This is a genomic window from Caballeronia eucalypticola, assembly GCF_047608185.1.
Classification (GTDB): domain Bacteria; phylum Pseudomonadota; class Gammaproteobacteria; order Burkholderiales; family Burkholderiaceae; genus Caballeronia.
Window position 1 is genome coordinate 71,826 of record NZ_JBLKRU010000016.1, and the last position, 14,671, is coordinate 86,496.

Annotated in this window: 8 protein-coding genes; 3 read left to right on the forward strand and 5 right to left on the reverse strand. The window is 61.0% G+C overall.

The window, feature by feature from the left end; translation table 11 throughout:
* Positions 1-7: 7 nt before the first annotated feature.
* The 5 genes from ACMX25_RS19650 to ACMX25_RS19670 all read right to left on the reverse strand — a co-directional run bounded on the left by ACMX25_RS19650 (position 8) and on the right by ACMX25_RS19670 (position 10,955).
* Complete coding sequence (locus tag ACMX25_RS19650) at positions 8-1,522, reverse strand: efflux transporter outer membrane subunit (RefSeq protein ID WP_414951742.1); 1,515 nt, start codon at positions 1,520-1,522, stop codon at positions 8-10.
* On the reverse strand, positions 1,519-4,866 hold the full coding sequence (locus ACMX25_RS19655) for an efflux RND transporter permease subunit (protein ID WP_414951743.1): 3,348 nt from the start codon (positions 4,864-4,866) through the stop codon (positions 1,519-1,521). The genes ACMX25_RS19650 and ACMX25_RS19655 overlap by 4 nt, the downstream gene beginning before the upstream one ends.
* Entirely contained in the window at positions 4,863-7,997 is a 3,135-nt protein-coding gene (locus ACMX25_RS19660; protein WP_414951744.1) for an efflux RND transporter permease subunit, read from the reverse strand. The genes ACMX25_RS19655 and ACMX25_RS19660 overlap by 4 nt, the downstream gene beginning before the upstream one ends.
* Positions 7,998-8,016: 19 nt before the next feature.
* Positions 8,017-9,294 (reverse strand): efflux RND transporter periplasmic adaptor subunit, encoded by a 1,278-nt coding sequence (locus tag ACMX25_RS19665; RefSeq protein WP_414951824.1) that lies wholly within the window; start codon positions 9,292-9,294, stop codon positions 8,017-8,019.
* A 638-nt stretch (positions 9,295-9,932) separates the two neighbouring features.
* Complete coding sequence (locus ACMX25_RS19670) at positions 9,933-10,955, reverse strand: LacI family DNA-binding transcriptional regulator (RefSeq protein ID WP_414951745.1); 1,023 nt, start codon at positions 10,953-10,955, stop codon at positions 9,933-9,935.
* Between the two features lie 202 nt (positions 10,956-11,157).
* Between ACMX25_RS19670 and ACMX25_RS19675 the strand changes: the two genes are divergently transcribed.
* From ACMX25_RS19675 to ACMX25_RS19685, 3 genes are all read left to right on the forward strand, one after another.
* Complete coding sequence (locus ACMX25_RS19675; RefSeq protein WP_414951746.1) at positions 11,158-12,297, forward strand: ABC transporter ATP-binding protein; 1,140 nt, start codon at positions 11,158-11,160, stop codon at positions 12,295-12,297.
* 108 nt (positions 12,298-12,405) lie between these two features.
* Positions 12,406-13,659 carry an ABC transporter substrate-binding protein gene (locus ACMX25_RS19680; RefSeq protein ID WP_414951747.1) on the forward strand — a complete coding sequence of 418 codons (1,254 nt, stop codon included), beginning with the start codon at positions 12,406-12,408 and terminating at the stop codon, positions 13,657-13,659.
* A gap of 87 nt (positions 13,660-13,746) precedes the next feature.
* A complete protein-coding gene (locus tag ACMX25_RS19685) occupies positions 13,747-14,652 on the forward strand; it encodes a carbohydrate ABC transporter permease (protein ID WP_414951748.1) in 906 nt (301 codons plus the stop codon).
* The last annotated feature ends 19 nt before the right edge of the window (positions 14,653-14,671 follow it).

Consider the following 14,671-nt stretch of genomic DNA (forward strand, 5'->3'; position numbering starts at 1 on the left):
TCGCTCGCTACTGACTAACCGAGCTCACCGCACTCGTGGCGCTCGTCGCTTCCACCGGAGCCGACTCCACCGGATGCCGCGGATCGTGCAGCGCGCTGTCCGACCAGCCGCCGCCGAGGTCGCCGATCAATGATGCTGCATCAAGCAGCCGCGTCTGCTGCACGTTCAACGCGGTTTGCTGATTATTTAACTGGGTCGCCTGAGCGGTCGCCACAGTCGTGTAGTCCACGGTGCCGGCCTGATACTCGTTGAAGGCAATCTCGGCGCCACGGTTTGCATCGCGCACGGCCGCATCCAGCGCGTCCGACTGCTCGGCCAGGATACGCAAGCCGGACAAGTCATTCTCCACATCTTCAAACGCCGTCAGCACGGTACCGCGGTAATTGGCGACCGCTGCCTGATAGGCCGCCTTGGCCGCCGCAACGTCGCCGCTGCGCTCGCCGCCGTCGAATAGTGTTTCAGTCGCGCTGCCGCCCAGCGACCACACGTAATTGGCCACGCGCAGCAAGCCGCCCAATGGTGACTGCGTGAAGCCGTCCAGCGCGGACAGCGACACCGTCGGGTAGTACGCCGCCACCGCGACCCCGATCGCGGCGTTCTGGGACGCCATCTGGCGTTCGGCTGTCGCTATATCGGGCCGGCGCTGCAGCAGGGTCGAAGGAACGCCAACCGGAATGGCCGGTAACGTGGGCATCGAAGTGCTGTGCGGGATGACCAGGTCCTCGGGGTTCTTGCCGATCAGCACCGCAATGGCATGCTCGTTTTGGGCGCGTGAGATGCCGAGCGCAATCAGGCTCGACTGCGCGGTTTCGAGCTGGGTGCGCGCGGTAATCACGTCCGAAGGCGCGACGGTGCCGGCCTTGTCCTGGTCCGACACCACACTCAGGAAGTGCTGGTACGCCTTGACCGTTTGCTGCAGCAAGTCGATATCGGCGTCGCTTGTGCGCAACTGGATCACGGCGGTCGCGAGCGCAATCTGTTCGGAGAGCGTAGCATTCGCGAGCGTGGCTTCGCTGGCCTGCGCGGTCGCGGCATTCTGTTCAATCGTACGGCGCACCGAGCCCCACAGGTCGGGTGCCCAACTCACATTCCCCTCAAGCGAGGCCGAGTTGTTCACCGGCTGTATATTGCCGAAACTCCGGGCCGCGCTGGTGCTCGTCGTGCCGGTCGCGCTGCGTTGCCGGGTGCCCGAACCTGTGACGCCGATGACCGGAAACAAGCCGGAACGCGCCACCTTTACTTCAGCGAGCGCCTCCTGGTAATTGGCATAGTCCTGGGCCACGGTCTGGTTTGAGACCGCCACCTGCGGTTCGAGCTCGTCCAGCAACGGGTCGTTGAAGCCGGTCCACCACGCGCCCTTGGGGCCGTCAGCATTCGGTGCGGCCTGGGTCCAGCCGGGCAGCTCCCGGAAGGTCGCAGGGACGCTGACCTGCGGCCGGTGGTAGTCGGGACCGACCATGCAACCGCCGAGCAGCAGGGCTGCAGCGGCGGCCAGGGGTTTGGAGGAAATCTTCATCTTCATGCCTTTGTATCCGTTTGCCCCGATTGCTCCGGTGGCCCCATTTGATCCGCTTGCCGGTTCCACGGCAATCCGGAAGACCACTTGACGAGCTTGAAGCGCAACCGGTCCAGGTACAGGTAGATCACCGGTGTGGTGTACAGCGTAAAGACCTGGCTCAGGATCAGGCCGCCCATCACGGTAATACCCAGCGGCTGGCGCAACGACGCGCCCTGGCCAATACCAATCGCGAGCGGCACGGCGCCCAGCACGGCGGCGAACGTGGTCATCATGATCGGCCGCAGACGCACGACGGCGGCGGCATGAATCGCATCCTTGGCCGGCATGCCTTCGTTGCGTTGCAACTGGATCGCCACGTCCACCATCATGATCCCGTTCTTCTTCACAATACCAATCAGCAAGATGATGCCGATCAACGCTATCACCGAGAACGGCGTGCCAAAGATCAGCAACGCAATGGTCGCGCCGATACCGGCCGAGGGCAGCGTCGAGAGAATCGTGAGCGGGTGAATCGAGCTCTCATAGAGTACCCCCAGGACGATGTAGACCACACCCAGCGCTGCGAGGATCAGCAGCGGAATGGTGCCCATCGACTGCGCGTAGGCTTGCGCCGCACCCGCGAACGCACCGTGGACGCTGGCCGGCATGCCGATCTCGCGTTCCGCGTTCTCGAGCGCCACCTGGGCCTTGCTGAGCGAGCCGCCGGCGGGGAGGTTGAACGAGATCGTCGCAGCCACCAGCCCGCTCTGATGGTTCACCTGGGTCGACGTATGGTTGTTGACGTAGGTGGCGAGCGCCGGCAGCGGCACCATCGTCTCGGCAGAAGTGCTGTCCGCGCTGCCGCTCGAACTGCCGCCCTTGCTGTTGGAAATGCTGTTGTTGGTCGCGTTGGCTTGCGCGTTCGAATTCAACGAATTGGTGTTCGATGACGCACTCGATGTCGCGCCGACCGCGCTCGCACCCGTCACGCCCGTGACCGTCCCGCCCGGCATTTGCGTCTGCTGCGAGCCGGTAGGATTGCCCGCCGCCGTGCTCAAGAAAATCTGGTTGAGCGTCTGCGGATATTGCCAGTACTCAGGCGCCACTTCCATCACGACGAAGTACTGGTTAAGCGGGTTGTAGATGGTCGATACAGTCCGCTGGCCGAACGCGTCATACAGCACGTTGTCGATCTGGTTCGGCGCGAAACCGTAGCGAGCCGCGGTGGCGCGGTTGAAATTGATGTAGGTCTGCAAACCATTTTGCTGCAGGTCCGAGTTAACGTCGGTCAGCTGGCTGCGATCCTTGTTGAGCGCGGTCACGAGCTTGGGTGTCCACTCGAACAGCGCGGCGGAATCATCGCTTGTCAGCGTGTACTGGTATTCCGCGGCCGACTGCCGTCCGCCAATTCGCAGATCCTGCTGCGCCTGCACGAAAAGCCGCGCGCCGGAGACCGCGTTCAGCTTGGGCCGCAGGCGGTTGACCACTTCGGTCGCGGTCACATGGCGCTGCGCCAGCGGCTTGAGTTCAATGAACACGTTCGCGCTGTTTAGCGCGCGGCCGCCGGTAAAACCCGCCACCGATTGAACCGCCGGATCCTTCTGCACAATTGACTGTAACTGGGCGAGTTTCTTTTCCATCGCCGAGAAGGAGATGCTCTGGTCGGCAATGATCTGCCCGATCAGGATGCCGGTGTCCTGTTCCGGGAAGAAGGTGGCCGGCACGAGCTTGGCGAGAAATACATTCGCTACCAGCAAGCCGATCAGCAACAAGATGACCAGCAGCGAGTGGTCGAGCACCGAGGTGAGCGAACGCGAGTAGGCGTCCTTGAAACGATCGAACTGCGACTCGATCCAGGTTGCCCAGCGCGCCTTCGAATGGCCGGCATGCTCGTGGCTCAACACGTACGCGCACATGGCCGGCGTGACCGTGAGCGAGATCACGAGCGAGATCAGGATCGCAATGGAAAGCGTCACCGCAAACTCATGGAACAGCAGGCCCACGATCCCCGGCATCAGCAGAATGGGGAGGAATACCGCGATCAGCGAGAGGCTCATCGAGATCACCGTGAAGCCCACTTCGCCACTGCCTTTCAGCGCAGCTTCTTTCGGACTCAAGCCCATTTCAAGGTGGCGCGTGATGTTTTCCAGGACCACGACCGCATCGTCGACCACGAAGCCGGTGCCAATGGTCAGCGCCATCAGCGAGAGATTGTCGATGCTGTAGCCGAGCAGGTACATCGGCCCGAACGTGCCCACGATCGATAGCGGCAACGCAACCGCCGGCACGAGCGTGGCACGCGGCGACTGGAGAAAAATGAACACCACGCCGACCACCAGCAGCACCGCGATGAACAAGGTCCGCTCGGTATCTCCCACCGACGCCCGGACCGATTCCGACCGGTCCACAGCAACGCTGACGTGAACGCTGCTTGGCAGCGTCGCCTCGATGGCGGGCAGGACGTTCCTGATCTGCCTGACCGTATTGACGATATTGCTGCCGGGCATCGGATAGACGATTACCAGCACGGCCGACTTGCCGTTATAGAGCCCGGCGTTGCGGATATTTTCGTTGGAGTCCCTGACTTGCGCGACATCGCGCAGCAGCACGGGCGCGCCGTCACGATAGGCGACTACAAGGTCACGGTAGGGCGCCGCCTTGTTGATCTGGTCGTTCGACAAGACCACGTAGCGCTGGTCGCCCTGGTCGAGGTGACCCTTCGCGCTATTCGCGTTGGCCGCGCTGATGGCCGCGCGCACATCTTCGAGGCCGAGGCCGTAGCTATTCAGTTTGCCGGGCTGCAACTCGACGCGCACCGAAGGCAATGCACCGCCGCCCAGCGTGATCTGGCCTACGCCGTTGACCTGCGAGAGCTGCTGCTGGATCACGGAATCCGCGGAGTCGTAGAGCTGCGCCTTGGTGAGCGTGTCCGAGGTCAGCGCGAGCACCATGATGGGCGAATCCGCCGGGTTGTACTGGCGATAAGTCGGGTTGCTTCGAAGCGTGGTCGGCAGGTCAGCACGCGCCGCCTGGATGGCCGCTTCGACGTCGCGGGCGGCGCCGTTGATATCGCGGTTCAAGCCGAACTCGACCACGATCATCGATGAGCCGACGTAGCTGATCGAGGTCAGTTCTTCCACGTTGGCAATCGTGCCGAGCCGCCGTTCGAGCGGTTCTGCCACGGTCGACGCCATGATGTTCGGGCTCGCGCCCGCCATGTTGGCCTGCACCACGATCACCGGGAACGCGATGTTCGGCAGCGGCGCGACAGGCAACTGGAAGTAGGCGAGCGCCCCGGAGATCAGGATCGCGATCGCCAGGAGGGTGGTCGCGACCGGGCGCCGGATGAATAACGCCGATATGTTCACGGCGTACCCTCCTCCACAGCAGGTGCCTCAGGAGAGTCCGGCTTGTTGCGTTTGCGCCAGCGCCGCGTGCGCTCGGCCATCCTGTCGAAGAACAGGTAGATGACCGGCGTGGTGAAGAGCGTCAGCATCTGGCTCAAGGTCAGGCCGCCGATAATCGCGAGGCCAAGCGGCCGGCGCAACTCTGATCCCGTGCCGCTGCCGAGCAACATCGGCAATGCGCCGAGCATGGCTGCGAGCGTGGTCATCAGGATCGGCCGGAAGCGCAGCAGTGACGCTTCGAAGATCGCCTCGCGCGGCGCCTTGCCGTGGTTGCGTTCGGCATCGAGCGCGAAGTCCACCATCATGATGGCGTTCTTCTTCACAATACCGATCAGCAGCACGATGCCGATAATGCCGATCACATCGAGGTCACTCCCCGCAATCATCAACGCGAGCAACGCGCCGATCCCCGCCGATGGCAGCGTGGAAAGAATCGTGACCGGATGGATGAAGCTCTCATACAGCACACCCAGCACGATATACACCGCCACCAGCGCAGCGATCAGCAGGTACACCTCGCTTGATAACGAATCCTGGAAGGCCTGCGCCGCGCCCTGCAGCGAAGAGGTGATCGATGGCGGCAGATTGACCGCCTTCTCGGCTTCGTGAATACGCTCCACCGCCGTGCTCAACGACGCGTCTTTTGCGAGGTTGAACGAGATGGTGACGGCCGGGAATTGCGCCAGATGGCTGATCACCAACGGCGACTTGACGATCTGGATCTTGGCGATCCCGGAGAGCGGCACCTGGCCGGTGCTGCTCGTCTGGCTCGGCAAATAGATATTGCCGATCGACTCCACGTTAGGCAGCGACTCGGCTTTCGCGACGAGGATCACCCGGTACTGATCCGACTGCTGGAAGATGGTCGAGACAATACGCTGGCCCAGCGCGTCGTAGAGCGCGTTGTCGACGGTCGCCGGGGTGATGCCGAAACGCGCGGCCAGTTGCCGGTTGACTTCGACGTTCACGCTCAAGCCGTCGGAGTTCATATCGCTTTGCACATCGGCGAGAGACGGAATGGCTTTCAGGCGTGCAATCAGTTCCGGCACGTACTTCTGGAATGCCTGCTGATTTGGTCCGCGCAGCACGAAGCTGTACTGGTTCGGCGAGACCGTGGTGTCGAGCGTCAGGTCCTGCTCAGGCTGCATATAGAGCTTGATTCCAGACACGTTCGCTACTTCGTCCTGCAGGCGCCGGGCGATTTCCTGCGCCGTGTCCGAACGCTTGTCGTGGTCGCGCAGGTTGATCAGGAAGCGGCCGTTGTTCAGCGTGGGGTTGGTGCCGTCGATCCCCACGTAGGAGGTGAGCGAGACCACGTCTGGATCTTTCAGGATCGCATCGGCAAGCGCTCGCTGGCGCGTGACCATCGCCTTGTAAGACACCGAATTGTCAGCCACGCTGATCCCTTCGATCACGCCGACGTCCTGCACTGGGAACAGCCCCTTCGGAATCACGATGTAGAGAAGGGCGGTCAGCACCACGGTGCCGATGGCTACCATCAGGGTCAGGATCTGGTGATCCAGCACCCAGCGCAAACCCCGTTCGTAGCCGGCGAGCGTCTTGTCGAAGAGGCCTTCGCTGATGCGCTCAAAGCGGCTTGGATGACGGTCGACCTGAGCCTTCAAGAGGCGCGCGCAGAGCATGGGCACCACGGTCAGCGAGACCACGGCGGACAGCACAATGGTGACCGCGAGTGTCACCGCAAATTCGCTGAAAAGGCGTCCGATCACGCCGCCCATGAAGAGCAGCGGGATCAGCACCGCAATCAGCGAGATGGTCAGCGAAAGAATGGTGAAGCCGATCTGCCCGGCGCCTTCGAGCGCGGCTTCCAGCGGCGTCTTGCCTTCCTCCAGATAGCGCACGATGTTCTCGATCATCACGATCGAGTCGTCGACCACGAAGCCGGTGGCAATGATCAATGCCATCAGCGAGAGGTTATCGATGGAGTAGTTCAGCTGGTACATCACGGCGAGCGTGCCGATCAGCGACACCGGCACCGAGATGCTCGGGATGATCGTGGCCGGCACGTTTCGCAGGAACACGAAGATGACCGCGACCACCAGGATGATCGCCAGCCCGAGTTCGAGCGCCGCGTCGGAGACCGACGAACGGATCACGCCGGTGCTGTCCGAGACGACCGTGACCTTCATGCCGGCCGGCAGCGTTGATTCGAGCTGCGGCAACTGCTTCATGATCTGGTTGACGGTCGCGATCACGTTTGCGCCCGGTTGCCGCTGCACGTTCAGCACGATCGCGGGCGTGCCGTTGTACCAGGCGCCGCGTTCCACATCCTGAGGCGCCGTGGTCACGTTGGCAACGTCGCGCATGAACACCGGCGCGCCATTCTGGTAGGCGATCACAGTGCTCAGATAGTCTTTCGGATCGCTGATCTGGTCGTTGCCGTTGATCGTGTAATCAAGGTCGGGACCGTCGAAGTTGCCTTTCGGCTGGCTCACGTTGACGTAGCTGAGCAGCGTTCGCAGATCGTCGATATTGAGGCCATAGGCCGCCAGCTTGTGCGGGTCCGCTTCAACGCGGATAGCGGGTACATTGCCGCCGCTGACGGTGACCACACCCACGCCCGACACTTCCGAAATCTTCGTTCCAAGGCGGTTGTTGGCAGCGTCTTCCAGTTGCGTAAGCGACATGGAATTGGAGGTCACCGCCAGCGTCAGGATCGGCTGGTCCGCCGGATTCACCTTCGCATAGATCGGCGGTCCGGGCAGGCCGGTCGGCAGGAAGCTGTTGGCCGCGTTGATGGCCTGCTGGACATTCTGCTGCGCGATATCGAGGTTCAGCGACAGGTCGAACTGCAGCGTGATGACCGACGCGCCGTCCGAACTGTATGACGTCATCTGCTGCAAGCCGGGGATCTCGCCCAGTTGCACTTCAAGCGGCGCGGTCACCGTGGTGGCCATCACATCCGGGCTCGCACCCGGATAGAAGGTCTGCACCTGGATGGTCGGATAGTCGACGTTAGGCAGCGAGGAAACCGGCAGCACGCGCACTGCGACGAGGCCCACTAATACGAGGGCGATCATCAGCAGCAGCGTAGCTACCGGTCTAAGAATAAACAGGCGGGAGATATTCATCGGCGCGTGGGCTTAGCGTCTACGAGGCTGCATCGGCCGCGGCCGCAGCCGCCCCCGAGGCGCCGGCGTGGGCGTGCTTATGCTGACCCTGAGCGCCGCTCGCTGCGCTCGCTCCAGATGCCGGAGCTTCAGCGGCAGCACCGCCAGAGGCGGGTTTTGCCGCAGCGGCCTGGATCTTCAGGCCGTCGCTCAGGCGGTCGGTGCCATCGGTAACCACGATGTTGCCCGCTGCAAGCCCGGACGTAATGACCGTGTTCTTGCCGTCGCTCGGACCGAGGGTGACCTTGTGCACGGACACCGTGTTGTTCGCGTTCACAAGATAGACGTAGTCGCCCGGTGCACCGGTTTGCACGGCCGGCGTTGGCACCAGCACGGCATTTTGCAAGGTATCGACGAGCAGCTTGACGTTGACGAACTCGCTCGGGAACAGTGCTTCGTCGTCGTTGGGGAACGTTGCGCGAAGGGTGATCGTGCCCGTGCTCGTCGCCATCTGGTTGCTGACCGCGTAGAGCGTGCCGGTGGCGATCTCCCTGGAGTTGTCGCTGCTGTAGGCGGTGACCGGCAGGCTCGCGCCGCCGTGCATGCGCTGCAGCACTTTCGCGAGCGAATCTTGCGGCACCGTGAACTGCACGGTGGTGGGTTTCATGGTGGTGATGACCACGATACCCGGCGACGACGAAGCGGTAACGTAGTTGCCCGGGTCAACAAGACGCAGGCCGACGCGCCCGGAAACCGGCGCTGTGATGCGGCAATAAGCGAGGTCGAGATCGAACTGCGCAATGTTCGCCAAGTCGACTTTCACCGCAGCCTCGTCCTGCTGCACGAGGAATTGCTGGTCGGCAAAGGTCTGCTCGGCAATGGACTTGCGCTCGTTCAACTGCGTGAAGCGGACGAGGTCGGCGCGCGCTTGTGCAAGTGCAGCCTTGTCCTTGGCGAGGGTCGCCTCGGCTTGCTGCTTGTCGATTTCATACTGGCGGGGATCGATCTGGGCCAGGAACTGGCCCTTCTGCACATCCTGGCCTTCGCGGTAACCGACAGCGGTGAGGTATCCGCTCAGTTGAGGCAGCACGGTCACGGTAGCGGTGGGGGTCACCGTGCCCAGTTCGCTCAGGACCTCGGGCATGGAACCGAGGGTCGCCGTAGCAACCGTCACCACTTGCGGCGGAGTGGCGCGTTGCGGCTTCTTGGCCCGCAGTAAATGCACGACCACGACTGCTATCAGCACCAGCACCAGCAACAAGAGCCAGAAGCGCCAGCGCCTCTTGGGCTTTACCTGCGTGGAACCGGTGTCGCTCATACCGCTCATACCAACGCCCTCCGAAAACAATCTCTGCCCTGGATAACCGGGCGGTGCAATGAGAAGCCGCCCGGCGAGTGCCACATGTCTTTCATCCCCGGCTTGGCCGGTTGTATTCGTTAGCGAAATTCCCTGGCAAGACCGGGCGACGAGCCAGGCATGCTTTTGAATTCGCATTGTGATTGCTGCTTCAGGCCTTATTCATTCGTTAAGCAGATATGACGTGGCATTGAGACTATTGCGTCCCTTGTGATCGAACGAATGAATACAAGTTCATCAGGCTGACGCAATGACAGTGACCACCCAATCTTTAATGAATGGATAAGACGGTATCGCAGTGTAACGAACCAGAGGCCGAATTTCGCCCGATCGCGTTGGATGAAGCATTCCGAACCATTACGAAAGGAGCGTGAGTAACGTCGCGTAATACAACGGTGGGCTTTCTTGCGAAAGTACCGTACATATCAGCATATTCGGCCATTACGTCTATTGTTAGATTGTAGAAAGCTAATAGAAAGTTAGCGCCATGGCTAGCGGCTGAAACTAAGGAGCGTTAGTGTCCATCAAGCTTACAAATAGCCTGTGCAATCCTAACTAAATAGTCGCGTGAAGGTTTTGCAAGGTCGCTCGCTGGCGCTTTAGATTGGTCCAGCGCGCCGCGGTCCGGTGGATGCACGCACAACAAGTTTAGGCGGCGGAGCGATAACCATCGACGGTTGCACGTCCGGCACTTGAATAAGCTGGATCAGTCGATCGACAGATAACTCCGCAATGGCCGCGGTCTGAATTGCGACGGTCGTCAAAGCGGGATGCACCTGATGCGCGAGCTGAATGTCCGTGATGCCGATCACCGACACATCGTCCGGCACCTTGCGGCCAAGCGTGATCAACGCTTGCGCCGCCCCAATCGCCAACAGATCGTTGGTCGCAAAAATGGCGGTGAGGTGCGGCCGGTTCGCCATCAACTGCATGCAGGCTGCATACCCTGCGTCGATAGAATCGCGGATCTGCAGCACTGCAGCGGCGTCGGCTTCAATCCCGGCCTCGCGCATGGCGGCGCGAAAACCGTTTGAACGGGCATCCTGCAAACCGCCGCAGCCATCGCCGATCAGCAGGCCAATTTCACGATGGCCGAGTTCAAGCAGATGGCCGGCGGCCAGCGCACCCGCGTGCGCGAAATCCACTGCGATGCAGGGCAGGGCAGGCGGCGTCTCGGGATGCTCCCACATGGCCAGCAGGATTGGCGCGCTGTGCATGGCCGACGCGCACAAGTCGTTAATGGCAATGTCTGTGTTCATCACGAGCACGCCATCGGCCAGCGTTCCCGCGATCTGATTCAGGTACGCGCGGCCAATCTCGGCGTCGTCGTCGGTATTGCACACCATCAGGAAATGGCCTGCCTTGCGGGCCGCGCGCTCGGCTGCCAGGACGAACTCGGGATAGAACGGGTTCGAGATATTGGAGAGCATCAAGGCTAGCGTCGACGATCGGCCTTCAGCCAGCGCACGCGCATTCAGGTTGGGCCGATAACCAAGATCGGCAATGGCCTTCAACACGCGGTCGGCCGTTTCCGGGCGGACTTTTTCGCGGTTGCGCAGCACGTTGGACACGGTCGCCGCGGTGACATGAGCGCGCTTTGCAACTTCGGATAGAGTGACCATTTTTCTATTTTTCCCACATTCAGGGAATGTGATTCAAGTGTTGCAAGCGATTGGCGACGTTGATAACTTCTGGAAAACACAACAGAGACAGCCATCATGAATTGCTGCATCGTACCCGAATTTAAGCGGTTAAATACACGCAGCACAAGGATGTGCCGCTTTTTTTGCGCAAAAATTTAAGCGGTTAAATCCGGGAGGCAGCATGGCGGCAATTCGTTTGGTGGACGTGCAGAAGTCATATGGTGACCACGCGCCGGTTATCCGGCGCGTGAATCTGGAGATTGCGCAGCATGAGTTCTGCGTGTTCCTGGGGCCATCGGGGTGCGGCAAGTCCACCCTGCTGAGAATGATCGCCGGTCTCGAAGACTTAAGCGATGGCGAGCTGCATATTGGCGGGCGTCTCGTGAACGATGTGCCCGCCGCGGCGCGCGGCGTCGCCATGGTGTTCCAGAGTTACGCGCTGTTTCCGCACATGACCGTGTTCGACAACATGGCGTTCGGCCTGAAACTCGCGAAGCAGCCCAAGGACGTGATTGACCGGAAGGTGCGTGATGCCGCGCGCATCCTGCAACTGGACGACTATCTGGATCGATTTCCCAAAGCGTTATCGGGAGGCCAGCGCCAGCGTGTTGCGATCGGCCGGGCCATCGTGCGCGAACCCGGCGTGTTCCTGTTCGATGAACCGCTGTCGAATCTCGATGCTGCGTTGCGCGGCCAGACGCGTGTGGAAATTGCCCGGCTGCATCAGCGCTTTGCAAATGCGAGCGTGGTCTATGTGACCCACGATCAGGTCGAGGCGATGACCCTCGCCGACAGGATCGTGCTGCTGCACGCAGGCTCGGATGCCGAGCGGTTCGGCAGCGTTGCGCAGACGGGTGCGCCGCTTGAGTTGTATCACCATCCGAAGTCGCGCTTCGTGGCCGGTTTCATTGGCTCACCGAGAATGAATTTTATCGATGCCGTGGTTGAGTCGATTGGTGCCGGCCGCGTGACGGTCACGCTTGCGCAAAGCGGCGATCGTCTCGTCGCGCACGTTGATGGTCAGCGGTTGCAGCGCGGCCAGCCGGTCACCCTTGGCGTGCGCCCGGAACACTTGCAACTCGATGGCGATGAACAGTCCATTCAGTGCGTCACAGTGCTGTCGGAACGGCTCGGCGAGCACAGCTACGTTCATGCGGATCACGCGACCGGCACGCTCGTCGCGAAAGCGCCCGGCGATACATCGATCAGTCCAGGCGAGCCCGTCCGCATTCACGTTCCGGCTTCGGCATGCCACGTATTCGACGCGGATGGGCTGGCGCTTCGGCGCAGTATGGTCGAGCCCGAGCGAGCCGCAGCTTGAGAATTACTTAGCATAACGCATAGATTTAAAACTAATTCCGCCACAGAGCGGGTTACATCGTCTGGCAGTGTTTTGCTGTCAGCCAACAAAGTAGTCAAGGAGACAAAGATGATTGCACATCGCCTTCGCAGTCTGGCTCGCGCATCGGCGGCGCTCGCCCTCGTAGCAGGCGTGCTCGGCTGTACCGTGGCCGCCGCCGCCACGCTGACCGTCAACGTATCGGCGCGCGGTAACCAGCGTTCGACCTGGCAGGACGCGTTCGACAAGTTCAAAAAAGCCAATCCCGATGTCGACCTCAAGGTGACCTACATCACCGAAGAGGCGTACAAGGTTCAGATGGGCGGCTGGCTCGCCACCGATCCGCCCGATGTAGTCTCGTGGCATGACGGCGAACGGATGGCGTATTACGCGCAACGTGGCTTGCTGGACGACCTGTCGCCGGACTGGAGCAAGAACGGCTGGTCGCAGCAATATGCATCGGTCAAGGAAGCGTCAACTTACAAGGGCAAGCAATACGCGGCACCACTTGGCTACGATGCGTATGGCTTCTTCTACCGGAAGGATCTGTTCGAAAAGGCCGGTATCAAGGGCGAGCCGAAAACCTGGGATGAATTCCTCGACGCCTGCAAGAAGCTGAAGGCAAGCGGTGTTGCACCGATCGCCGTAGCCGCTCGCGATAGCTGGACGCTCGCCGCATGGTTCGATTATCTCGACCTGCGCATTAACGGCAACGTGTTCCATCAGCAATTGATGGCGGGCGAAATTCCGTACACCGACCCGCGTGTGAAAAAGGTCTATGCCGCTTGGAAAACGCTGATCGACGATCATTACTTCATCGACAACGCGCTGTCCTACGACCTCGATTCCATCGCGCCGTTCCTCGCGAACGGCAAGGCTTCGATGATGCTGATGGGCACGTTCTTCTCGGCGAGCATTCCGGCTTCGATCCGTCCGCAAACCGGCTTCTTCCGTTTCCCCGTGATCGACGCCAATGTGCCCGTGGCTGAAGACGGCCCGGTGAACGTATTGCTGATTCCGGCGAAGGCAAAGAACAAGGTCGATGCCCACAGGTTGCTGGCGTTCATGGAGCAGCCGCAGATCAACGCCGATCTCGCGAAGGGTTGGGGCCAATTGCCGTCGAACAGTCAGTCTGCCGAACCTGAGGATGAAATTTCGAAGGTGGGTTTCCAGACGCTCGCGAATACGAAGGGCGGCATTGCGCAGTTCTACGATCGCGACATGACGAAGGAAATGGCCGACGAAGGGATGAAGGCGATGCAGGAGTTCTATAGCGATCCGTCGCAACTCGACGCCGTGCTCGTGCGCCTCGAAGCGACGCGCAAGCGTATCTACAAGAAGTAAGCCTGCGGCGCCGGCGGTTGCATGTTGCATATGTTTGAAATGCAGCAAGCGCCGGCGCTCGCCAAAGATCTCCGACGAGGCCCGATCATGTCTGATTCCGTAGCACGCCGCTTACCCGCGGCGAGGCGCCGGCACGTCTCTACTACACGCCGTCATCAGCACCGCGCCGCATTTTTCTTCCTGCTGCCGGGCTGCGCGTTGTTTTGCCTGTGCGTGGTTTATCCGATCATCAGCAGCATTTCACTCAGCTTTTATAACTGGGATGGAATGACGCCGAAGACGTTCGCCGGCTTCGATAACTACATCGAACTGTTCCACTCGGACACCTTCTACACGGCGCTCAAGAACAACCTGATCTGGCTCGCGCTGTTCCTGCTTGCGCCGCCGTTCGGTTTGCTGTTCGCGTTGTATCTGAACCAGCAGATCCGCGGCATGCGCATTGTGAAGTCATTGTTCTTCGCGCCGTTCGTGCTGTCAGGCGTGGTGGTGGGTCTTGTGTTCAGCTGGTTCTACGACCCGGGGTTTGGTTTGCTAAGGCTTATTGTCGGGCATGGCATTCCAGTGCTCGGCGATCCGCACACGGTGACATTAGGCATTATCTTCGCCGCATTGTGGCCGCAGACACCGTTCTGCATGGTGTTGTACCTCACCGGACTAACGGCCATCAATCCCGAGGTCGTCGAGGCGGCGCGCATGGAAGGCGCGAAGGGCGTGGCGCTGCTATGGCACGTGATCCTGCCGCAATTGCGGCCCGCCACTTTCATGGCCGTGGTGCTCACCGTGATAGGCGCGCTGCGAAGCTTCGACCTGATCGCCGTGATGAGCGGCGGTGGTCCGTTCGACAGTTCCACGGTGCTTGCCTATTACATGTACGACCAGGCGATCAAGTATTACCGCGAGGGATATTCCGCCGCGATCGCAGTCGTGCTGTTCGCCATCATGCTCGTCTATATCGTGTTCCATCTGCGCCGCATGCTGCGCGAAGAACGCTGATTTCCAGGAGTCACGTGTC